This is a genomic window from Mycobacterium sp. (assembly GCF_004298145.1).
GTDB lineage: Bacteria > Actinomycetota > Actinomycetes > Mycobacteriales > Mycobacteriaceae > Mycobacterium.
This window is the reverse complement of record NZ_SCRH01000033.1, coordinates 1-22,423: the sequence shown is the minus strand read 5'-3', so window position 1 is coordinate 22,423 and position 22,423 is coordinate 1. Positions and strand designations below refer to the sequence as shown.

General features: G+C 68.2%; 15 protein-coding genes. 1 reads left to right on the top strand and 14 read right to left on the bottom strand.

The features are described 5' to 3' along the window. Positions 1-29: 29 nt before the first annotated feature. Together EPN51_RS12580 and EPN51_RS12575 are read right to left on the bottom strand one after the other, a co-directional pair. A complete protein-coding gene (locus EPN51_RS12580) occupies positions 30-236 on the bottom strand; it encodes a hypothetical protein (RefSeq protein WP_293042773.1) in 207 nt (68 codons plus the stop codon). A gap of 97 nt (positions 237-333) precedes the next feature. Continuing rightward, positions 334-2,955, bottom strand: coding sequence for a LuxR C-terminal-related transcriptional regulator (locus EPN51_RS12575; protein WP_366509428.1), 2,622 nt, complete (start codon positions 2,953-2,955; stop codon positions 334-336). A 190-nt stretch (positions 2,956-3,145) separates the two neighbouring features. Here EPN51_RS12575 and EPN51_RS12570 point away from each other — a divergent pair, with 190 nt between their 5' ends. After that, positions 3,146-4,267 carry an NAD(P)/FAD-dependent oxidoreductase gene (locus EPN51_RS12570; protein ID WP_293042769.1) on the top strand — a complete coding sequence of 374 codons (1,122 nt, stop codon included), beginning with the start codon at positions 3,146-3,148 and terminating at the stop codon, positions 4,265-4,267. A 91-nt stretch (positions 4,268-4,358) separates the two neighbouring features. On the opposite strand, the gene EPN51_RS12565 is transcribed toward EPN51_RS12570, so the two are convergent. The 12 genes from EPN51_RS12565 to EPN51_RS12510 form a co-directional block, all read right to left on the bottom strand. Then, positions 4,359-7,568 (bottom strand): arabinosyltransferase domain-containing protein, encoded by a 3,210-nt coding sequence (locus EPN51_RS12565; protein ID WP_293042767.1) that lies wholly within the window; start codon positions 7,566-7,568, stop codon positions 4,359-4,361. Continuing rightward, positions 7,565-10,891 (bottom strand): arabinosyltransferase domain-containing protein, encoded by a 3,327-nt coding sequence (locus EPN51_RS12560; RefSeq protein WP_293042765.1) that lies wholly within the window; start codon positions 10,889-10,891, stop codon positions 7,565-7,567. Before EPN51_RS12560 ends, EPN51_RS12565 begins: the two co-directional genes overlap by 4 nt. 74 nt (positions 10,892-10,965) lie before the next feature. Next, positions 10,966-11,589, bottom strand: coding sequence for a maleylpyruvate isomerase family mycothiol-dependent enzyme (locus tag EPN51_RS12555; RefSeq protein ID WP_293042763.1), 624 nt, complete (start codon positions 11,587-11,589; stop codon positions 10,966-10,968). Next, complete coding sequence (locus EPN51_RS12550) at positions 11,586-12,074, bottom strand: SRPBCC family protein (protein ID WP_293042761.1); 489 nt, start codon at positions 12,072-12,074, stop codon at positions 11,586-11,588. Before EPN51_RS12550 ends, EPN51_RS12555 begins: the two co-directional genes overlap by 4 nt. After that, a complete protein-coding gene (locus EPN51_RS12545) occupies positions 12,071-12,394 on the bottom strand; it encodes a metalloregulator ArsR/SmtB family transcription factor (protein WP_293042759.1) in 324 nt (107 codons plus the stop codon). Before EPN51_RS12545 ends, EPN51_RS12550 begins: the two co-directional genes overlap by 4 nt. A 46-nt stretch (positions 12,395-12,440) precedes the next feature. Then, complete coding sequence (locus tag EPN51_RS12540) at positions 12,441-15,743, bottom strand: arabinosyltransferase domain-containing protein (protein WP_293042758.1); 3,303 nt, start codon at positions 15,741-15,743, stop codon at positions 12,441-12,443. A gap of 6 nt (positions 15,744-15,749) precedes the next feature. Then, positions 15,750-17,648, bottom strand: coding sequence for a galactan 5-O-arabinofuranosyltransferase (locus tag EPN51_RS12535; RefSeq protein ID WP_293042757.1), 1,899 nt, complete (start codon positions 17,646-17,648; stop codon positions 15,750-15,752). Between the two features lie 2 nt (positions 17,649-17,650). Next, the gene (locus EPN51_RS12530) at positions 17,651-18,415 is read right to left on the bottom strand and encodes a decaprenylphospho-beta-D-erythro-pentofuranosid-2-ulose 2-reductase (RefSeq protein WP_293042756.1); all 765 of its coding nucleotides are present in this window, start codon (positions 18,413-18,415) and stop codon (positions 17,651-17,653) included. Further along, a complete protein-coding gene (locus tag EPN51_RS12525; RefSeq protein ID WP_293042755.1) occupies positions 18,416-19,798 on the bottom strand; it encodes an FAD-binding oxidoreductase in 1,383 nt (460 codons plus the stop codon). A 32-nt stretch (positions 19,799-19,830) separates the two neighbouring features. Next, on the bottom strand, positions 19,831-20,253 hold the full coding sequence (locus tag EPN51_RS12520) for a GtrA family protein (protein WP_293042754.1): 423 nt from the start codon (positions 20,251-20,253) through the stop codon (positions 19,831-19,833). Between the two features lie 41 nt (positions 20,254-20,294). Then, the gene (locus EPN51_RS12515) at positions 20,295-20,774 is read right to left on the bottom strand and encodes a GreA/GreB family elongation factor (RefSeq protein WP_293042753.1); all 480 of its coding nucleotides are present in this window, start codon (positions 20,772-20,774) and stop codon (positions 20,295-20,297) included. A 92-nt stretch (positions 20,775-20,866) separates the two neighbouring features. Further along, positions 20,867-22,273, bottom strand: coding sequence for an HNH endonuclease signature motif containing protein (locus EPN51_RS12510; RefSeq protein WP_293042751.1), 1,407 nt, complete (start codon positions 22,271-22,273; stop codon positions 20,867-20,869). Between the last annotated feature and the right edge of the window lie 150 nt (positions 22,274-22,423).

Sequence of the window (22,423 nt, the reverse complement as noted above, 5' to 3'; positions counted from 1 at the left end):
ATAACGGTGTGGTGTCCCCCGACCGGTCCCTAGCCGCGGGTTCTCGCCAAAGATCGAGCGGCAAGTAGTTTTGCCTCAGCGATGCGAAAAACGCCGCACAGGGCGGTCTCCTCAATGCCGACGTACTCGCCGATCACCTCGGGCGCTACACCGGCGTCGCGCAGTCTCAGCGCAAGCGAATAAATCAAGGGCAGCTTGCGCAGCGCCAACTCGCGCTCGCTGGTTTCATCGTCCATCTGGGCAGCCTGCGTCCGCGTTGGCCGCGTGAAGCGAGTACACGGTTACTCGAAATCGTCGATGCCGTCGACGCTCCGCACCAAAGCTAGGTGCAGGTTAGTGACGGGAACGCGGTTGGTGTCGGGGTAGCAGCGCCGCCAGTTCGTCGCGGCTGTTGGTGCCGGTCTTGGCCATGGCCCGGTAGATGTGGCCCTCGACCGTGCGGGCGGACAGCGTGAGGCGCTCGGCGATGGCAGGGCTGGACAACCCCTCACCCAGCAGCATCACGATCTCGCGTTCGCGGTCGGTCAGCGGTAGCCGCTCGCTGGCCTGACGAAGCGCCGGCGTAGTAGCACCGCAGTGCTCGGCCAGCGCCTCGGCTCGCGTCGAGCACCCCAATGCCGATCCAAGCAAATTCTGTCGGCGATAGGCGATGGCCGCGTGCGCGGCCGCATCCACGGCGGCGACCAAATCCCCCATCCGCTCGAATTCCTCAGACGCCGTGGCTAATTCAGCCCCGTCGCCGGCCTCCAAAGCAGCCGCGAACCGGGCCGCAAGCCCAGCGCGCGGCCCATGCATCTTGGTTGCGAGTGTGGCCAACCGGTCGGCTGCGCCGCGATCGCCGAAACCGACCGCTGTCTGCAAGGCCAGGACCTCGTATGCGAGCTGTTCGGCGTCGACGGCGAGATCGGCGGCCTGGCGCGCGAGGACGAGTGCCTGGCTCAGCGCCCCCTCGGCCGCGGCAACCCACGCCCGTGCCAGCACCAGTTCGGGCTCGAGGAAAGCGAATGCTGCGTGGCGATTTCCGTCCAGCTCCGCCTGGGCTCGTTTGGCCCGGCTCACCTGCCCGGCCATCGCAAGCGCTTGCGTCAAACCCAACCGGCAGCGGAACAGCCAACCTCCATAATCACCGAGGGGGTCCAGGCCGGCGCGGGCTTCGCCCAACCACCGAAGGGCGTAGCCCACCTCGCCTTGTGCCAGCGCCACTTGCCCGAGTAGGACATGGCTACTGTGCGGGAACCAATTGTCCTCGCTCTCGCGGCGCGCCTCGACAGCGATACGTCCGGCCTCGTGTAGATGGCCCGCGAGCTTCAGGCCGATCATGTGGCGATACGCCAGACCCATGCGCATCACCGCGGCATTCGGCGTGCGCGCAGCGGCGGCGTAGCCCCGGGTACTCACGGCATCAATCTCATCCGCGCGGCCCAGCATCCCGAGACCGCCGACCAGCCCCCAGCTGGCCAGCACCACCAGATCGTCGGGCAACGACGCCTCGGCGAGTGCTTCGGTGCCGGCCGCTACCGCTTGCCGTGGCCGCCCGAGATCGGCGTAAATCGCAGCTCGCGGTGCGGCCAGCAGGCGCCGAGCGCCCGGCTCGGTCAGTTGGCTAAGAGTGTCGTCCAGCATTGTTTCGGCGTCGGCCGGCCGACGAAGGGTCCAGAACAGATTGTGTGTCCGTTGCTCGGCGATTTGGACGCGCTGAAGGTCAGTTGTCGCGCGCTCCGCTAGCGTCGCCAGCACGCGCTCGGCTTCGGCGGCTTGTGCGCTCCAAACCAGGCAATAACCATGCATCAGCTGTGACTCCATGCCGCCGCCGGCCAGCACGGCGGCCCGAGCCAGCCGCTCGGCCAGCGGCGTATCGACCCGAATCGCAGTTCGCGCGGCAGCCAGGAACAGCTCCGGATCGGGGTCAAGGTCAGAATCCAGCATCAATGTCGCGCGGCGCACCACGATTCGTGCGTCGTTGCGACGATCGCCGACTGCGAGTTCCCTGGCGACGAGTCCCCTCAATCGTCGCAGCCGGGTAGGTGGCGCACGCTCCTTGCGCACCTCGCCGTAGAGCGGATGGGCGATCCGTACTTCCATGGCGCCGTCAACCTGCTGAAGGGTGATCAGGCCACGCACGTCGGCCTCCTCGACCGCCGCAGAATCGGTGATCCTGGCGAGCGAGCGCAGTTCAATCGGCTCACCGACCGCGAGCACATCGATCACGGCGCCGATAGGTGGTGGAAGCGCACCAATCCTCGACTCGATCAACTCGATCAACGCCGGTGCAACGACGGGCTCGCCGCTCCAGCGCCAATAACCCTGCTGCTCCACCAACCGGCCGTCGGAGACTTCCTGCTCGACGATGTGGTGCAGGTACAGCGCGTTGCCGCGTGTCAGCTTCCACAGGCGACTCGCGGCGGCTCGGTCCATGGGTCCACCGACAGCCGCGGACAAAAGCATGGCGGTTTCGTCGGCGGACAGCGGCTGCAGGTCGAGCCGCTCGAACTGACCTCCCGTCCAAAGTTCTTGTACCCCAGCGGGAATCGCCTCGCCGTCGCGGACCGTCATCACTACTTTCGCGGCGCGCCGCTGAACGATCTGGTGCAGAACAAATGCGGACAGGTCGTCGAGCAGGTGAACATCGTCTACGCCGATAACCGCGGTGGCGCCCTCTGGTGCGGACGTCAGCGATTCGATCACGCCGCGGACGAGTTGCATGTTATCGGTGCTTAGCGGAGTCCACGGGGCGAACGCGCCGAGCGGAAGATCCCGCGCCGACGACGTCGCGACCGCCCAGCGAACTTCGCAGCCTTTCGAAGCCGCTGAAGCCAGGGCTTCACGGGCGATTCGGCTCTTTCCTACACCGGCCGGGCCGCAAATAACGATCCCGGAGGAGTCGGGATCCGATATGGCGGCTTCGATGATGCGTAGTTCCTCCGCGCGGCCGGTCAGAGGCCACTTCAAGTGCACCGATAAAGCGTACGAGCGTCCACTGCGGCTTTGCTAGATGAACAAGTGATCGAAGGTAGCAAAGCTCGCGATTTCGCGGAACCTGGATTGGTGGACCATTGCGCAGAACTACAGTCGGGATCACGGTGCGCGCACAGCGAGGTTTGGTTCGAGGCCTCATCCAGGGGCGCGTCAAGGCAGGAGGACTGCCGTGTCGGAATGCCCGGTGGTGGTTGTCGGTGCGGGTGCAGCCGGTGTTGCCGCCGCGTCGAGCCTGCGCAACCGCGGAGTGAAGGCGGTCGTCCTTGAGAGCACCGAGAAAGTGGCATCGGCGTGGCGTAACCGCTATGACCACTTGCGGCTCAACACCGGAAAGCAGTTCTCCCACCTACCAAAATGTCGATATCCCAGGGGCACAACGACATTCCCGTCGCGCGATCAGGTAGTGGAGCACATCGAACGGTCTGCCTACGGACTGGACATCCAGTTCAAGACCGTGGTCGAACGTATCGACCGTGGGCCCGGCGGCTGGTGTCTGCATACGTCGGCCGGTGACGTCAGGGCCCGCCAAGTGATCGTCGCCACCGGATACGACCACACGCCGCATATGCCGGAATGGCCCGGCATGCAGGGGTTTACCGGTGAACTCTTGCACTCGTCCGCATACCGGAACCCCACTCGCTGCGCCGGCAAACGAGTGCTGGTTGTGGGGTCCGGATCCTCCGGCATGGAGATCGCGTACGACGTGGCCACGGGCGGTGCGGCCAGTGTATGGATGGCAGTGCGCACGCCGCCCAATATCATGCTGTGCAGCGGTCCCGGCGGTCTTCCCGGTGATGTGATCGCGACGCCGCTGTACCACTTGCCGCAGCGGGTTGCGGACGGGCTCGCCCGGCTCGCTCGGCTGCGGGCGATCGGAGACCTGACAGAGTTCGGTCTGCCGATTCCCCACGACGGACCGTTCTCGCGAGCGGCGCGGCTAGGTGTCGCGCCGGCACTGGTCGACATCGCGGTGATTGACGCCGTCAAGGACGGTGACATCGAGGTCGTGAAGCCGCCGCAGTCGTTTGATGCGGGCGCCGTATCGCTGCTCGGCGGCAGGCGGTTGCATCCCGATGTCGTGGTTTGCGCCACCGGTTATCGGCGTGGGCTGGAATCGCTGGTCGGCCACCTCGAGGTCCTCGACGAGCGTGGGGTCCCGCGGTGCCCGCGCGGGGAATCCGTCGCCGAGGGCCTGCGATTCCTGGGATTCCTGCCTCGCCCATCACAACTCGGCTACAGCTGCAAGCGCGCTCGCCGCATTGCCAACGAGATCGCGAACGGCCTTCGCTAGTACCGCAGTGGTAGTCCGGGTCGCGGGATGTATCTGCCAATGCCACCACCGCACCACCAACGGCAATGAAATGCAATGGCTTTCGTCGCGACTATGCCTTGATGCGGATCTGGCCCGGGGACCACCAACCCGTGCGGGTCGCGGAGCCCAGCTCGAGTTGCGCGGGATGCGCGTCGGCGATGGTGTCGAATTTGCGCAGCGACCCCCAGTCGCGGCCCCAGTCGCGGGACAGGTAGGTCGACATCACGTGGGCACGCAGCAGCAGATCGGTGATACCCAGCAGGCCCCCGTTGGTGCCGTCTTCCCAGGTGTCGGTGTCCATCTTCTTGGCCGTGTAGTCCGGGGTGATGCGAAATCTGGGGATCTCGGAAACCCCGTTGACGTGCAGCATCGGCTGCTGGCAGGGGAAGGCCAACCCGACCGCCCAGTCCATCAGCACCGGCTGCGTCGAGCCGACGAACTCCTGCAGCGAGCGCATCTGGGGCACCCGCGGCGGGGTCACCGCGATCCAGTCCTCCGGCGTCAGGGACAGGTCCTCGGCCACCACCCGCACGGCGACCGCGTCCGCGGGCATGTCGGAGCGCGCGAAACGCAGGTTGCGCCAGGCCTTCGGCTGCTCGCCGTTCAGGTCGTAGGGCACCAGCCGTCCGGCCGGCACGATGTCGCCGGCGGGCCCGGGCCGGCCGTACTCGAGCACCACGGTCTGCCCGTCGGTGTGGTGATGCAGCACGCTGTTGCCGGCGATCTTGCCGGCGGCGGTCACCACGACCAGGGGATGGCCGGCATCGGGTTTGGGCAGCTGGTACCACGCCGAGGCCAGCCTGCTCTGCTGTTGCGCCGCGGTGGTGTAGCTGCCGGCGAGCGGAACCCGATCGGGATCCAGGCCGTAGGGCAGCGGCACCGTCGAGCCGTTGATGCCCGGTGCGCTCAGCTTGGTGGGGGCGTCCCAGTCGTAGTCGGTTCCGGGCTGGTTCGGGGTGATCCGAATGGCCTCGGCGACGGTGTGTTCGGGCACGCCGCTCGGGGTGAATCCCACCGGGCGCTCGCCGCCCAGCGGCCCCAACGGTCCGTAGTCGCCGGGCAGCGGCGCCATGTAGCCGACGTTGCTGTCCGGTTCGACGAGCACATCGTCGGCCAGCCCGCAGCCCCCGCTGAACTCGCGCAGGTTGTCCCAGGCGTTGGAGTAGGTGGGGTACTGGCGCACGATGCCGGCCACCATCGACGCGATGAACACCAGCGCCATGAATCCCGCCGCGATGGGCACCGGTGCCGCCGTCAGCGCCAGGGCCACCCGGCCCTCCCCGTGGTCGCGGGACACGAAGTGTAACCAGATCGCGTACAGGACGGCGAGCACAAACAACCCGAAAAATATTGTGCTGACTGAGATTCCACCGATTTTCGGCATCGTGCTGTTGAACGGGACGCCGTAGCTGGAGACGTACCACCAGCCGTTGGTGGTGGCGAAGCACAGCGCCATCAGGAACAACACCGCCGCCAAAAACGCCATCCGGTTGCGCGACCAGCGCAGTATCGCCGGTGACACCAGCACGGTGGTCAGCGCGGCCATCGCCGCCCCCACCGCGGCGAACAGGCCGAAGTGGTGCACCCATTTGGTGGGCGTGAACATCAGGAAGAACATGGTGCCGAAGATGACGCCCATCAGCCGCCACGCCGGCCCGCGGGCCACCCCGGGAACCCGCTTGCGCCGCAACATGATGAACATGGCCGTGAACAGACACAGCGCGGTGATGAAGAAGCCGAAGCGGCGCGACAGTGAACCGTCGACGGTGGGCAGGATCAGGTAGTAGTAGCGCAGGTTCTCGGTGTACCAGGCCTGACTGGGCCCGATCGCGGTCCGAATCCTGGTGGCTTCCAACACCGTTGACAGTGTCTGGTCGGCGAACACCACGGTCAGGATGACGGTCCCGGCGGCCAGCATGGGTGCCACCAGCGGCCACGTGCCCACCAGCCGATGGCGGCGAACCAGGATGCGCAGGATGGGACGACCACCGGCGACCAGCGCGGCCACCGCGATCAACCCGGTGGGCTGGACGCCGAGCGTGAACGCGGCGGTGATGACCGCCAGCGCCGCGGGCGTCAGCCGGCTGTAACGCATGGAGCGTTCGATCAGCACGTAGGTGACCAGCGAACCGAGCGCGATGATCGGCTCGGGCCGCAGACCGTTGTCGAACGGCATCCACGCCGTCAGCAACACCATGCCCGCGGCCCAGTTCGCCGGCTTGCTGGCGGCCACCGCGGGCCCCAACCGGGGCAGCACCTCACGGGAGAGCAACAGCCAGCACACAATTCCGGCGAACAGGTCCGGCAGCCGCATCCACAGGCTGGCGTCGCTGACGTGGGTCATCAGCGCCAGCAGGTTGTAGTACCAGCCGAAGGGGTCCTCGGGGCTGCCGAACCAGCGGAAGTAGTTCGACATATAGCCGGCGCGATCGGCGACCCGGGCCATGCCCAGGATGTAGCCGTCGTCGGACGAGTTCGCCCCGATCACATGCCAGAGCACGAAACCGCCGATCACCGCGACATCGGCGAGGGTGAACGTGCGCCAATTCGCCGGAATGAGCCGGCGCATCCGCCGTCCGTCCAGCTGGTCGAGTCGCCACAAGGCGAACAGCGCAACGATGGTGGCCAGGATCGCCGCCACCATCGCGACCAGTTTCAAAGTGGTTGGGGTGGTGGAGAACCGGGTGTCGATGGTCGCCGACAGCGTCAAACCCGCCGGGGCGGGTCCGGTCAGGTCGGTGAACACACCGACGATCTGTGGCCGCAGGTTCGGGTCGGGGAATCCGCCGCCGATCGGTTTGCCCGCCGAATCATTCAGCCCGACAAAGGTGGCGAAGGTGCCGGCGCGCGTGGAGGTTATCGCGATGCTGGAACATCCGGGGGCACCCGCGCCCCCGTCCACCTGCTCGCGCGAGGCGCTGGCGATCACCACGTTGCGGTCGGTGACGTCGACGCGCTTGCCGTTGACGACGACGAACAACGCGTTGAGCGCGGCGTCCTTGCCCTTCTTGGGCCCGGTGGACAGGATCACCCCGCCGTCGGGCGGCAGATCACGCACCAGCGAGCAGGGCACGGAGGCGATCATGTCGACCGGGGTCAGCGAAATCAGCGGTGCCGTAACGCTGTTCAGCTGACCGCCCTGCGGCCAACTCAGCGTCGCGGTGGTCTGCACGACGGGCAGCAGTGGGGTGGCGATCGACAGCACGAAACCGATCAGACCGGCGACCGTCGCCACCCAGCGCGTCACTCGCACGTCGTTGCGCGCGGCCGGCGCGCTCATGGCAGCGCCCGAATCGGTCCCTGCCGGCTCCAGCCGTGCACTGTCATCACACCCTGTTCGATCGCGGCGTCCGGCGCTTGATCAGCCGGCACCAACCGGAAGTACTGCTCCACGGATCCCCAGTCGCGATACCAGTCGCCGCGCAGATACGTCGAGATCGTCGAGGTGCGCAGCAGCGCCTGCAGGAACAGGAGTGGCCCGCCGGCCTCGCTGGACTGCCACAGGTTCGACGACGCCGCCGTCTGCTTGCGGTCGGGAAGGATGCGGTACCCCGGAAGTTCGGCAACGCCGAGGTGTTCGGAGAACGGCCGCTGGCACGGGAAGTTGGCGGCGGTCGCGATGTCCATCAGCGCGGGCGTCTGCGACCCGATGAGCTGCTGCAGGGTTTCGGTCACCGGGACCCGCGGCGGCGTGAACGCGAACCACTGGTCGGAACTCAGGTTCGGGTCGTAGGCGACGATGCGCGCCACGTTCGCCTCCGGCGGCGCCCAGGTCAGCGGGAAGCGCAGATTGCGCCATGCCGGCTGCGGGCCGATATCGATCGGCTGCACCTCCGCCAGCGGCTGGGTGGTGCCGTCCGGGCGGGTGACGCCCCATTGCAGTTTCAGCGATTGGCCGTAGGTGAAGGTGCCGTCCTCTTTGTAGGACCAGATCGCACCGGCGGCGGAGACGACCACCAGAGGCCGGTCCGGGGTGCGGGGCGGCAGCTGATACCAGGCCGAGGTGGCCGTGGCGGCCAACGCGTTTTCGCCGTAGCTGCCCATCACCGGGGTGCGGGCCGGGTCCAAGCCGAACGGCAGCGCCGCGTGCGAGCCGTTGACACCGACCGGGCCCTTGCCGCCGGCGGTGCCCGCCGAGTCGCTGTAGGCGACGTTGGGTTTGTTCGGGGAGGCGTCGGAATTGACCAGGCCGGGCTTGGTCACCACCGGGTCGGATTGCAGCTCCTCGCCCACGCCTCCGGGTTTGAAGCCAACCGGATTGACGCCGCCGAGCGGGCCGTCGGGGCCGAACGTCTGGTTCGGCGCCGGTGGCAACAGGCCGGCATTGGGGTCGGGTTCGGCCAGCACGTCGTCGGCCATCGCGCAGCTGCTGGGAGACAACCCCGAACTGATCGCGGCGAGATTGGCCTTGCCGGTGGTGTAGAGCGGGTAGCGGAACACCGCGCCCTTGGTCAGCGAGGCGACCTCGCCGACGACCATGATGGTCGCGACCACCAGCAGTGGGGTCGACGCCAGGACGCGGTTGCGCCGGTTGTCCTTGACCTCGGTGTGGCCGGCGTAGTCCATCCGGAAGTGCTGCCACGCGGCCAGCAGTCCGGTGACGATCGACAACGTCAAGAACATCGAGGTCACCGGGTGGCTGGCGACGACCGGTTGGATGTCGTACCAGGGCACCCCGTAGTTGCCGACGTAGAACCAGCCGTTGATGCCGGAGGTGGCCCACGCCAGCACGAACAGCAGGGCCGTCACGTACAGCGTCAGATTGCGGCGGTTGTGCAGGCCGATCCGGGAGCATGCGAACGCGGTCACCGCACCCAGCGCCCCGGCCAGTCCCGCGAAGGCGCCGAACTGGATCGCCCACTTCGTCGGCGTGAACGTCAGGAGCAACAGGCCGATGGCGGTGGTGCCGATCAACCGCCAGGCCGGGCCGCTGGCCACCCCGGGCACGCGCCCGCGGCGCAGCAGGATGACCAGCATCCCGAACAAGCACAGCAGCAGCACCAGTACCGCGAACCGCCGCGTCATGGACCCGTCGGCGTTGGATTCCACCGTCAGGAAGTAGTAGCGCAGCCAGTCCTGATACCAGGCGACCGTCGGCCCCACCTTGTATTTGATGCGGGCGGACTCGAGCACCGTGGCCAGTGTCTGGCTGCGGAACACCACCACCAGGATCAGCGACAGCGACGCCGCCAGCACCGCCAGCGGGGCCAGCAGTCCGTCGCTCACCCGGCGGCGCCGGATCGTCTGGGCGACGGCCCGCGCCCCGGTCAGCAGCGCGGCGACCGCGATCAGGCCCTGCGGAGCCAGGGTCGCGGTCAGCAGCGCCGCGATGATGGCCAGCGCCGCCGGGGCCAACCGTCCCAAGGCAATCGCGCGTTCCACCAGCAGCCAGGTGACCAGGACCCCGAGGGCGATCAGCGGTTCGGGCCGCAGCCCGTTGTTGAACGGCAGCCATGCCGCGACGAACACCGCGCCCGCGGTGAAGACCGCGACCCGGTTGGCTGCCAGGCCGCCCCTGCCCGGTCCCAGCCGGCGCAGCACCCAATGGCTGATGATCAGCCAGCACCCGATTCCGGCCAGCGCGGCGGGCAGCCGCATCCAGACGCCGGCCGTGCTCACCGAGGCCAGCTTGGACAGCACCGCCAGATACCAGTCGAAGGGGGCGTCGGTGGTGCCGAAATAGCGGTAGTAGTTGGCGACGTAGCCGGCGTCGGGGGCGACGCGGGCGATGGTCAGGTTGTAGCCGTCATCCGAGGAGGTGGCGCCAATGATGTGCCACAGCGACAGGGTGGCGATCACCCCGGCGTCGGCGATCCACGTCGCGATGCTGACGCGCCGCCAGTTGGCCAGGTGCGTGCCGGGGCGGTATCTGGAGAGCCAGGCGATCGGGGAGCGCCAGTTGAGCCGCGTGCTACCGCCCCGGCTGCGGCGGTCCAGCACCGCGAGCGCAACGATGGCCGTCAGCACGGCCAGGACACCCAGGACCATCACGATTTCCTTGACGGCGGTGGGCGCGGTGATGAATCGGGTGTCGATGTCGACGCGGGCCGACAGCCCCGGGCCCGCGGGCACCTTCAAATCGGTGAAGATCCCGCCGACCTGAGGCTTCTTCTCGGCCGGCAGGACGCCGGAGGCGCCGGGCATGCCGACGAACTCGGCGCCGGCCGCCCCGGTGTCGGCCCAGGCGTGCAGCACGCTGCAGGATCCGGCGGCGACGGCCGAGCGCTGCGCCACCGCCGCGACCGTGTCGCGGAACGCCACGACGACCACGTCTTTGTTGGCACGCACGAACAGCCCGTTTTTCCCGGCGTCCATCCCGCCGGGCGGCAATGTCGAGACCACCAGACCGCCGTTGGCGGGCAGGGTGGCGATGTCCGGGCAGGGAATGGAGATGTCCAGCGCCCGGGGCGCCCCCGACACCAGGGGCGCGGTGATCTGGCTGACGTGCCCGTCCACAGTGCCCTGTGGCCACAGGACCGTCGCCGTGGTCTGCTTCGCCGGAAGCAACGGGACGAGCAGGCACAGCAGCAGACCCACGATTCCCGCGATGGCGGCCACCGACCGGGGGATCCGCTGCGATCGCTCATTACGGTCGTGGGGCACGAGGCTCGATCGTAAGCGACGCGGCTTTGTCCGATGAGGACGCGGGGCCGCGCTGCGGTCCCGGGGACGCGCTGCTATCCGCCGAGCCGGGCCGCCAGCGTGGCATGCCCCGGACCGGCGAGGTCGGCGAGTGCGGCCGGGCGCCCGGTCATCGCCATGAGCAGCGCCTCGCCGGGGCCGGTCACCTCGGGCCCGTCGCCGTGCGTCCAATCGAGGTCGGTGGCGCGCAGGCGCAGACCCCTGATCCGTCGTCCCGCGCCGAGCCTGGGGTTGCCCGGCACCAGGGAGAGGACCCGCCCGAGTCGTTCGGGCGGGACCTCGCGCGGTCGGTCGAGCGCGCGGCGGATGTCCTGATGGTGGATCGTGCCGTCGACGAGCGCGATCATTCCCCCGAAACCCGCTGTCAGTCCGCGTGGTTGGAGATGACCGCGCAGGAACGCCACCAGCTCTTGCGGGGTCAGCTTCGCGAATTCATCGACGCCCACCTGGTTGGCCCGCACCACCCAGCCCTTCGCAAAGCGCCTCAGCAGCCCTAGGGCGCCGAGCTCTTCGTAGCTGATCACATGCGCGACAACGTCTTTCACGCTCCACCGGGTGCAAAGGCTGGGTGCCTCCCAGTCCTGCGGTGTCAGGGTGGCCAGGAAGTCGGCCAGATCCGCCCGTTCCGCGCGGGCCATGGGCATCAGGTCGGCGGTCATTCGGGGCCACCGCCGCTCACCAGGTCCAGGTAACGGCCCAGGTAAAGCGGCCAGCCCGCGTCGCCGTCGACCCCGTCGGCGACGGATTGCCACCCCGGCCCGTGGCGGTCGAGATGGCGGTGTTCCAGGTCTACGCGGGTGCGCTGGCCGTCCTGCGCGGTGAAGCGGACGTCGACTTCGCTGGCCTTGGACGGGTCGGTCTCCAGCTGCCATGTCGGACCGATGTCCCAGCTGAACATGACGCGATGCGGCGGCTCGTAGACCAGGATGCGCGCCCATCGGCAAATGCTGCCGTCGACGCCACGGTCGTAGATGTGGCCGCCCACGCGGGGCTCGAACACGGTCTCGGCGATGGGGACCGCCAGCAGATTGTGCTCGCGCGGCTTGAACGCGCCGAACCGTCCGGTGAAGACGGCGAACGCGCGCTCGATGGGGGCGTTGACGACGACGTGGTGGGTGACGTTGGGACTCCGCTGCGGCGTCATGTCGATCCTTCGTTGATCTCGTCGATGGTCTGCGCATAGCCGGCGAGCGCTTGCGTCCAGAACCGGTCGAGATCGGCGCGTAGCGCCTCGAGACCGGTGGGATCGAGCTGATAGACGCGGCGGGTTCCCGCGGCGCGGTCGCGCACCAGCCCGGCGCACTTGAGCACCTTGAGGTGTTGGGACACCGCGGGTCTGCTGACCGGGAGATCGCGGGCCAACTCGCCGACCGCCGACGGGCCGTGGGCGAGGCGTTCCACGATGGCGCGCCGCGTCCCGTCCGCTAACGCCAGCCAGACGTCACCGCTTTGGTAAGTGACCACGAACCGTAAGCATAGACTTACCGATAGCGGGGCTCAAGTGCGCGCCCTAGGTCTTGCGCAGCGGCGCCGGGTTCCACAGACCGCTGCGCGTCGCCGTCCCCAGGAGCAGGTCGGCGGGTTGCGCGCCGGGGTAATACGGCGTCAACCGTTGCAGCGAGCCCCAGTCGCGCGACCAGTCGCCCTTCAAATAGGTGGCCATCGTGGTCGCCTTCACCAGCAGCTCGGTGACGCCCAGCGGCCCACCGCCGTTGTTGTCCATAACGGGCGAGTTGGCCTCGGCGCCGAACCGGTCGGGCAGGATGCGCCACTTCGGCGTCTCGTCGACGCCGTTCTGATGACCGAACGGTCGCTGGCAGGGGAATGCCAGCCCGACGAGCCAGTCCAAGAACACCGGGTCGGCGGAGCCCACCACGTCCTGCAGCGTGCGCAGCTGCGGAATCCGCGGCGGTGTCAGCGCGATCCAATGCTGCGGAGCCAGGTCCTCGTCGTCGGCGACCAACCGAATCTGGGTGGCGTCCTTCGGAATCGCCGACAGCGCCAGCCGCAGGTTGCGCCAGGCCGGGGACGCGCCCACGTCGGCGAATTGGAATGAGCCGCCGGGGTGTCCGCTGGCCGCCTGGTCGTCGGTGGCCCACTGCACCTGGACCTCGCGGGGGTCGAAGCGCCCGGACGCGCTCACCACCAGCAGCGGTCCCGCCTGATCGCGCGCGGGCAGCCGATACCAACCGGACCGCAGGTGAGCGGGCACCTGGATGCCGGAGCGCCAGCTGCCGAGCACCGGTGTGCGCGCGGGGTCGAGGTTGAAGGGCAGCTGCGCGGACGAGCCGTTGATCCCCGGCGCGGGGGTGGTGCCGCCCTCGGTGCCCGCCTGGTTGCTGCCCGTCTTCTCCTCGTCGTTGACGAAGCTGCGATCACCCGGTCGTTCCATCACGGGATCGGCGCGGACGTCGGCGGGAATTCCGTTGGGCGTGAAGGCTTCTGACAGCCCCGCGCCGAGGGCGTCGGCGGCCGAAGCGCTCACCGGCGACAGCATGCCCATGTTGGGGTCCTGCTCCACCAGCACGTCCTCGGCCAGTCCGCACGACTTACCGGTCTTTAGACCGGCCACCGCTTCGAGATTGGAGCGGCCGACCGACCACGCCGGATATTGTTCGGTCATCGCCAGGGTCAGCGATGCCACCTCGAACACCACCAGCACCCACGTCGCAATTGCCAACGGGGACTGGACAATTCCGGCTACTCGTGCGCCAAGGCGGGTTTTCGGTGCGCCGTTGTCGGGATCGACGAAGTGAAACCACGCGGCCAGCAGCAGCACCACCAAGGTCAGCCCGAGCAGCGCGGTGGCAAACGCGTAATGCCACGCCGGGAACGCATTCGACCACGGCACACCGAAATTCGATACATACCACCAGCCGTTGACACTGGCGAACGACAACGCCACCAAGAACAACACCACGGCGGCGTACACGGTGCGGTTGCGCCGGGACCGCATGGCCACGGCCGTCACCGCGACCGCGGCGAGCGCGCCCAGCGGCCCGGCCAGCCCGGCGAACACCCCGAAGTGGTGGGTCCATTTGGTGGGGGTGAACATCATCGCGACAAAGGAGATGATGGTGATCCCGACGATGCGGCGGCTCGGCCCGGCGGCGGTGCCCGGAATTCGGCCCTTGCGCAACGACATTGCGACCGTGACCCCGAGTGCGAGAACCAGCGCCAGCACGGCGAAGCGGCGGGCGACGGAGCCGTCGGGGCTGGCCATGAACAGCCGCTCGTAGCGGATGTGTTCGTCGAACCAACTGAGGCTGGGGCCGACGGCGCGCTTGAGCATGGTGGCCTGGACCTCACCGGCCAGCGTCTGGTCCCGGAAGATCAGGATGGTGGTGACGGTGACGGCGGCCAGCAGGGGCAGCACCAGCGGTAGCGCGCCGAACCGCTTGATCCTGCGGTGCAGGATGGTGCGCAGGGGTCCGATCGCGACCAGCAGCGCACCGATCGAGGCGATACCCGTCGGCCCGGAGAACAGGGTCAGCGCACCGATGATGCACGCTATCGCCACCGGCAACAGCCGGCTGGTGGCCACCGCGCGTTCCACCGAACACCACGTCAGCAAGATGCCCACGGCGATGATCGGCTCGGGGCGCAGGCCGTTGTCGAGGGGGAGCCAGACCGCCAGGAACATGCCCGCCGCGGTCCAGGCCGCCGCCCGGTTCCGCTTGACCGCATGACCCAGGCGGGGCATGACTTCCCGGCTGATCACCCACCAGCACGTCAGCGCCATCACCAGGGTGGGCAACCGCATCCAGATGCTGGTGGTGCTCACATGGGCCCACAGCGCCAGCAGGTCGTAGTACCACCCGAAGGGGGCCTCGGGCGTGCCGAACCAGCGGTAGTAGTTGGCCATGTAGCCGGCGTGCTCCGACACCCGGGCCATGGTCAGGATGTAGCCGTCGTCGGAGGTGTTGGCGCCGACGAAATGCCACCACACCAGCACGGCGATGACCAAGGCGTCCAGGCCGCCGATCGACCACCAGCGCGCGGGCAGGAAGCGGCGGTGCCGGGTTCCGTCGGCGGTGTCGAGCCGGTGCAGCGCGACCAGGGAGGCGGCGGTCAGCGCCAGGCCCAGGATCATCGCGGCCATCTTGAGCGGGGTGGGGCTGCTGCTGTACCGGGTGTCGATGGTCGCCGAGAACCTCAGCCCCGGCGGCTTGTAAGAAGGGATGGCGCCGCTCAGATCGGTGAAGACGCCGACGATCTGCGGCCGGAAGTCGTAGCCGCTTTTCTCGCCGCGCAGTGGCGAGCCGGGGTGCCCGGCGTTGGGTCCCTGGGTCAGCCCCACGAACTCGGCGGTGACCCGATCGGCGTGTGCGGTGAAGGTCAGCCGCTCACACGCCGGGCTGAGCACCTGGCTCAGCGGAGCGCTCACCACCGGGACGTTGCGCACCACCAGCACCAGCTCGTCGTTGGCGCGCACGATCAGCAGTCCCCGGTCGACGGCCTTCGGCGCCTGCTTGGGCACCGTCGACAACAACACCGTCCTGCCGGCGTTGCCTCCCCCGGTCAGCCCGGCGGCGGCCTGACAGGGGACGGTGATGTTCAAATCGGTGGCGACGTAGCCGATCAGGGGCGCGTCGACGCTGCCGAAGGTGCCGTTTTGGGGCCAATTGAGCTGGGCGGTGGTCTGGTCGACCGGCAGCAGCGGGGTGGCGATCGCCAGCAGCACGCCGAGCAGGCCGGCGACGGAAGCAACCAGCCGGGCGATCCGGTGATTGCCTTCCCTGTCTTTCACGGTGCTAGATGCTAGTTCTTGCTCCGTTTGAGGCCCCGTTTGAGGCGCGGTCTCGGTGCTCATCGGCCGTTACGCCGCCGGCTTGCGGATGGCGAGCACGAAGGGGCCGACGCTGCGCACGACGAAGCGCGGGCTGTCGAACAGGGCGCCGCGCAGATCGACCGTGTAGCGCCGCACGTTGGGCTGATTGGGGTAGACGTCCTCGGCCAGCCGCAGCGTGTAGTTACCGTTCGCGCCGCGCCGCATCAGGAACACCGTCGGCGGCGGCCAGGGGCAGGTGTCCAGCGCGTGGATCAGCTCGTCGGCGGTCTTGAGTTCGGACCACTTGTTGATCTGCGCGGCCCGCAGGTCGAATTGCGCGAGCGGGTTGGCGTAGTGCGAGGTGAGCCCCTGGAATCCCCAGTAGGGGTAGAAGGACAGGAAGCTGTAGTCGGCCGTCATCACCACGGTCTGGTCACGGGGCTTGCCGGTCACCTGCGTGATGGCGTGATCGATTGTCGCGTAGAACTTTTCGGCGCTGGGCGGTCGCCGGTCACCGCGCTGCCCGTTGCCGTCGGTGTCGGTGTAGGCGATGGTCAGGTCCGGGCGCAGCACGTCGGGGATGTCCTGGCTGAACGCGATCGCGGCGGCCAGCCCGATGGCGCCGGCCACCGGGGCGACCGCGCGGCCCCAGCTTCGATCGCGGCCCGCGGCGGCCAGCGCCGCGGCGAGTTCGACGAACCCGAATGCCCCGGCGGCGACCAGCAGCACGCTCAGGGTCGGCTGCAGCCGAAACGACAACAGCGTGGTGCGCGCCAGCGTGGTGAGCATCGACAGCAGCGACCACAGGTAGACGGCCAGGACGCCGATGGCCAGCGCGCCCGCTCGCACCGAGGATCGGGCCCGCACCACCAGCCACAGGGTGCCCAGCATGCAGACGACCCCCAGCAGCGTGAACTGCAGCATTGGGAAGGTCAGCTCGGCCCCGTCGGCCGGCAGGTAGTGCTGGGCGCTGCCGGTGTTGCTGATCGGGTTGCGGGCCGCCCGCAACAGGAACGGCAACCACGTGGTGCTGCCGATCGACACGGCGATGCCCGCGATGACGGCCAGACGCCGCAGCGGATCGAGGGCGGCTTTGAGCCCGTCCCGGTGCCAGCGCACGGCGGTCAGCCACAGCGCCATCAGTCCCACCGCGAACGCGCTGAATCCGAACAGCAGCGTGTACCAGGTGGCCGCGAAGCCCAGGAATATCCCGGCGCCCAGCACCGCGCCCCACCCGCCGCACCGCTCGCCGGAGCGCAGACCCGACCAGGTCAGCACCAGCATGGGCGGCAACAGCACGGTGATCATCGCCGAGTAGGGCTCGGGCGAGCTGTAGGCCAGCGTGACCGCCGCCGTCGCGGTGGTGACGATCAGCGCGTACTCGAACCGGACCATCCGCCACCACAACACCAGCGCGACCGCGACGGCGATCGCGATCGAGGTGATGGCCCACGGCTTGAAGATCTCCCAGGCCGGTGTCCCGCTGAGCGCCGCCGCGCGCCCGCCGATCCAGAACCAGCCCGGCGGGTAGAACGGCGGCAGCCCGAGATAGGTCATGTCGCGCAGGGCGGGGCTGTCGGCGAGCCGGGTCACGTATTCGGTGCGGAACTGCTGGTCGACGGAGATGCCGAACAGATACAGCTTGGTCGCCCCCAGCGGCATGCCCAGCGTCACGACGGTGAACGCGGACACGAAGACCAGCCCCCCCAATTGGGCGAGCAGCCGGCCCCTGGGCCGACTCGAGCAGCGCTGCCACAGCCAGCCGACGGCGAGAAGACCGGCCAGGCAGCCGACCTGCCCGACGGTGGTCAGCGCGTGCAGTTGGTTGGACGACGGAAAGGCCGGCCATTGCACGCGGGAGATGGCGGTCAGCGAGACCACCGCGACGGCCACCGCGACCAGCACCGCCAAGGCCATCTGGCCGAGGGTGGCCAGCGCGTTACGCATACTCAGATTGGCAGTTTGCGGAAGATGGGACGCGGGACGTGGCGCAACACCATCATCACGTAACGGAATGCCGCTGGTGCCCAAACCAATTCCTTACCTTTTGCGGCCGCGGTCACCGCGAGGTTGGCGACGTACTCCTTGTCGACGGTCAGCGGCGCTTCCTTGACGTGCGCGCTCATCCGGGTCCGCACCTGGCCGGGGCGAATCACCAGGACGCGAACCCCGAACTCGCGCAACGCCTCTCCCAGTCCCAGATAGAAGCCGTCCAAACCCGCCTTGGTAGAGCCGTAGACGAAGTTGGACCGCCGCACCCGCTCGCCGGCCGCCGAACTCATCGCGATGATCTGGCCGAAGCCCTGCGCGCGCATCTTCTCGGCCAGCAAAACGCCCACCGAAACTGCGGCGGTGTAGTTGATTTCGACGGCCTGCACGGCCTTGTGCTGGTTTTGCCACAGTTCCTCGGCGTCCCCGAGGATGCCGAAGGCGACGATGGCCACGTCGACGTCGCCGGCCGCGAATGCCGCCTCGATCATCTTCGGGTGGGTGTCGGGGTCGGTGGCTTCGAAATCGATCAGCTCCACCGAGCGCGCGCCGGCGGCCTTCATCTGCGCCACGGCGGCGTCGCGGCCCGGATCGTTGGGCATGGCGGCCAGCACGATTCGCGCGTGCGCGTTCTGCAGGTAGCGTTCGCAGATGGCCAACCCGATCTCGGAGGTACCACCGAGCAGCAGGATGGTCTGCGGATTTCCCACGGCATCGAGCACCATTTAGAGCAGCTCCAAACGTCGGGCCATGTCCGAGGCGAACACCCGCAAGGGATCGACCTTGCGGCGGATCGCGATCCATTCGTCGATGCGCGGATACATGGCGTGAAAGGTTTCGGCGCTGACACGGGAGTCCTTGGCGGTGTACACCCTGCCGCCGAATTCCAGTGCGCGCCGGTCGAGTTCGTTGAGGAACTCGTTGATCCCGGGCTTGTTGGGGAAGTCCATCGCGACGTTCCAACCGGCCATGGGGAAACTCAGTGGTGCGCGGTTGCCGGGACCGAAAAGCTTGAACACGTTCAGCGCCGAGTAGTGACCGGTGGTTTGGACCCAGCGGATGATGGCCTTGAATTCGTCCATCGCGTCCGGCGGAACCAAGAACTGATGCTGGGCGAAACCCCTTGGGCCGTAAGCATTGTTCCAGCCGCTGACCAGATCCAGCATGTGGTAGAACTGCGACAGATTCTGGATCTTGCCGGAGTAGGTTCCGCCCAGCCGGTAGTACACCTCCCCGATGGCCATGAACGACAGCTTGTTCATCGCGCTGATCGGAAACACGTCCGGCACAGTCAACAGCTGTGGCGCATCGAATTTCAGTGGGTTCTTGCCGAGCTTTTTCGGCAACTGATCCAGCTTCGCCAGGCTGCCCCGGCTGACCGCGGCCCGGCCGAGTTTCGGTGGGGGGCTGATCAGGTCGAACCAGGCGCTGGAGTAGGTGTAGTCGGATTCGCTGCCGTCGAGGTGAACGGCGACCGTCTCGTCGAGATCCCTGGTGGCCACGCCGTCGGCGATGAAGTACGCCGTCTCCGTCGGTGTCATGGCGATGGTGGCGCGCAACACGATCCCGGTCAGGCCGTTGCCCCCGACGGTGGCCCAGAACAGCTCGGCATCGTCCCCGTCGGGGGTGATGGTGCGGACGGAGCCGTCGGCCATGAGCAGGTCCATCGACCGCACGTGGTTGCCGAAGCTGCCCGCGCTGTGATGGTTCTTGCCGTGGATGTCGCAGGCGATCGCGCCGCCGACGGTCACCTGGCGCGTGCCCGGCAGCACCGGAACCCAGAGCCCGAACGGGAGCGCCGCCTTCATCAATTGGTCCAGGCTGACGCCGGCGTCGACATCGACCAGCTGGGTGTCGGCGCTGATCGAGTGGATGCGATTGAGCCCGGTCATGTCGATCACCAGGCCGCCGCCGTTTTGCGCGTTGTCGCCATAGGACCGGCCCAGCCCGCGGGCGATCACCCCCCGGCCCCCCGAGTCGGCCACCCGGGCCACCGCCTTGGCGATCACCTCGGGATCGCGGGTGGAGAGCACCCGGGCCACCGACGGTGCGGTGCGCCCGAAACCCATCAACCGGGCGGACTTGGTCAGGGGATCAGTGCTCGACATCGTCAAAGAGGGTACCGCCTGCCGGTGGCGGCTCAGTGGATGCGGAAGATCACGGCCCGCTGTACGACGAAGTTGATTACCGTCGCGGTCCCCTGCGCGATCACGAACGCCACCGGGATCGCCCACGCTTGGTAGTGCAGAAACGCCAGGCACAGATGGTTGAGTCCGACCTGTACGGCGAAGGTGATGGCGTAGAGAACCATGACCGCGACGAACCGGGCGGTGCTGGGCGCCGCCTGGAAGGTCCACCGGCGGTTGATCAGGTAGGCGGTGACGGTGCCGGCGATGAAGCTGATGGATTTGGCCAGGTCGACCTGTAGGTGCCCCGCTTTGAGCAGCACCAGGTAGAGGCCGAAGTCCACGATCCCCGCCAGGCCGCCGGTGACGACGAAACGCGTGACCTGTGTCTTCAGGCCCAGGCGCGCCGGCGCGGTTGGGGACTCGGGGGGAAGCATTGGGGGAGTCTAACGGGGCCGTCGGGCGCTCCCGGGCAGCGTCAGCGGGGCGGCTTGACCGCGATCAACTCGACCTGCTTCTCGCCCTGCGGCGTGGAGTAGGTCACCGTGTCGCCCGGTTGGTGCCCGGCGAGCGCCCGGGCCAGCGGGCTGCGCGCGGTCAACGTCTCACCTTCCCGGCCGACGGGCGTCTCCTCCACGATGGAGATCACGTGCATCGTGACCACCTCACCGTCGGCGAAGCGCAGGGTCACCTCGGTGCCGCCGGGCAGCGTCTCGGACGCGTCGGTGTCCGGCGGCCCGGCCAGCAGACGCCGGTCCAATTCGTTGATCCGGTCGGAAAGCACAACCAGTTCGTCAGCGCGCTGGATCGCTTCGGCCGCGTCGCCGTGATCGCCCACCATCCCGCGGTCGTTCTTGACTTCGGCCTCGAGGCGATCGCGCCGCTGCCGTAGCCGGTCCAGCTCCGCTTCGAGGTTCTTCCGCGCGGCGTCGGCTGCCGATTGGACTTTCTTGCTCACATCCGTGGACCTTTCGCCCAGTGTGCTCAGATGGCGTACCAGTGTGACACCACGATGAGGCAGCCCGCCACCATCGGCGGGCGAACCGGAAATCAGAAGGGCGGCGGGTCGCTGATGTTGGGCGCCGAGCGCTCGGCGTGGCGTGCCGCCTCGGCGCTGATGCGTGCCTCGTTGATGCCGCGCTCCCAGCGGACCCGGGCGGCGTGATCCTCGGCCCGGGTTCGTCGCCGGACCGGCATCATCACACCGCGGTTCTGCCGCGGTGCGGGCAGCAAGGTCGGCAGTGTCAGCGTTCCGGTCGGGACCGCCAGCGCCGGAAAGTAGAGGCTGCCACCAGGTTTGGTGGTGTACGCATGTCCCGTCGGCGACGTCCACACCACTGTGCCATCCGGCTGCTGGCGATCCCGCCAGCCGTCGGAGCCCGTATGGAACGTCTTGAGCAGGTGATGGTGGCGGCAGAGCAGCTTGAGGTTCGACGGATGCGTGGGGCCGAGTGGAAACGGCACGGTGTGGTCGATATCGCAGACGTCGGCGGGGGTGTCGCAACCGGGGAATCGGCATGTCAGATCGCGAAAACGGATGAATTCGGCCAGCGCGGTCGACGGCCGATAGCCGGTTTCCGCGCGGTCCGGCGGTAGCGACAGCGGCTTGGTCTTCGCGACACCGGCCAGGTCGTGCAGCGACGCCGTCGGCAATGCACCGAACCCCGGTAGATACGCCGGCGCGCGCGCCTGGCCGGTGACCGCGGCCGGTTCGGCCAGCACATGGACCACGACATTGGTGCCCGGGTGCCGCTGCGCCGCCGGGCAATCCGGCCCGCCGCAGTCGCAGCGCAACACGGTCAACCCGGCGGCCAGCGCGCCGAACGCGTCGGCGCGGCGCTGAGCCTTGGTGCGTGAATCATCTCGGCACACCGAGTCGGCCAACGCGTCAAGCGCGCAGTCCACCGCGGCCGCATCGGTGGAATGCAGCGTTGCCGAGATCCCGGCCAGCCCCGGGCTGATGGGCCCGATCTCGACACAGCGATCTTTACTGCGCATCCCCGGCACGCGCACGCCCGCGGGATCGAACCGCGCCACCCACATGTCGATACGCTCAGCCGTTTTCGGACCCGACAGCCGCATCCACTTCGGCGCATGCCGGGCCACGGCGGCGTCCAGCCGGGAGATCAACCCGGGGTCCTCGATCAGCTCGGTGCGGTACACCACGGCCGCCATCAGCCGGAAATCGATGCCTCCCTGAGCAAAGACCTCAGCGACCCGGGGCAGCCGCTCACGCAACGCGATCGCATGGTGCAGCCGCCCGGCCGCTCGGCCGCGACTGATGCCCAGTGCGGCCGCCACCTCAGCGACCACGTTCTCGTGTCCGTCGACGGCCCAATTGAAGCGGTCGGCGTCGTCGGCCGGGGCCCGGCGCGCATACAACTCCCCGATCGCCGCCAACTCCCGCGCGCACTGCGCGTTTTGCGCCCGGGCCGCCGCGGTGACCAGATCCACCACGCTGGCGTCGTCGACACCGTGAAACGCGAGTTGTCATCTACCAAGACATCGGTGACAGTTCTGTGTCAGGACATCGGTGATAGTTTGGGCGGTTTTGGTGGTGACACTTCTGCCCCAGGGTTCGGGTGGTGGCTGTTAATGAACCCATCG

Coding starts and splice junctions, on each gene's coding strand:
- EPN51_RS12580 (WP_293042773.1), bottom strand. CDS start 236: ATGGACGATGAAACCAGCGAGCGCGAGTTGGCGCTGCGCAAGCTGCCC.
- EPN51_RS12565 (WP_293042767.1), bottom strand. CDS start 7,568: ATGAGCGCGCCGGCCGCGCGCAACGACGTGCGAGTGACGCGCTGGGTG.
- EPN51_RS12555 (WP_293042763.1), bottom strand. CDS start 11,589: ATGACCGCCGACCTGATGCCCATGGCCCGCGCGGAACGGGCGGATCTG.
- EPN51_RS12550 (WP_293042761.1), bottom strand. CDS start 12,074: ATGACGCCGCAGCGGAGTCCCAACGTCACCCACCACGTCGTCGTCAAC.
- EPN51_RS12540 (WP_293042758.1), bottom strand. CDS start 15,743: ATGAGCACCGAGACCGCGCCTCAAACGGGGCCTCAAACGGAGCAAGAA.
- EPN51_RS12535 (WP_293042757.1), bottom strand. CDS start 17,648: ATGCGTAACGCGCTGGCCACCCTCGGCCAGATGGCCTTGGCGGTGCTG.
- EPN51_RS12530 (WP_293042756.1), bottom strand. CDS start 18,415: ATGGTGCTCGATGCCGTGGGAAATCCGCAGACCATCCTGCTGCTCGGT.
- EPN51_RS12525 (WP_293042755.1), bottom strand. CDS start 19,798: ATGTCGAGCACTGATCCCCTGACCAAGTCCGCCCGGTTGATGGGTTTC.
- EPN51_RS12520 (WP_293042754.1), bottom strand. CDS start 20,253: ATGCTTCCCCCCGAGTCCCCAACCGCGCCGGCGCGCCTGGGCCTGAAG.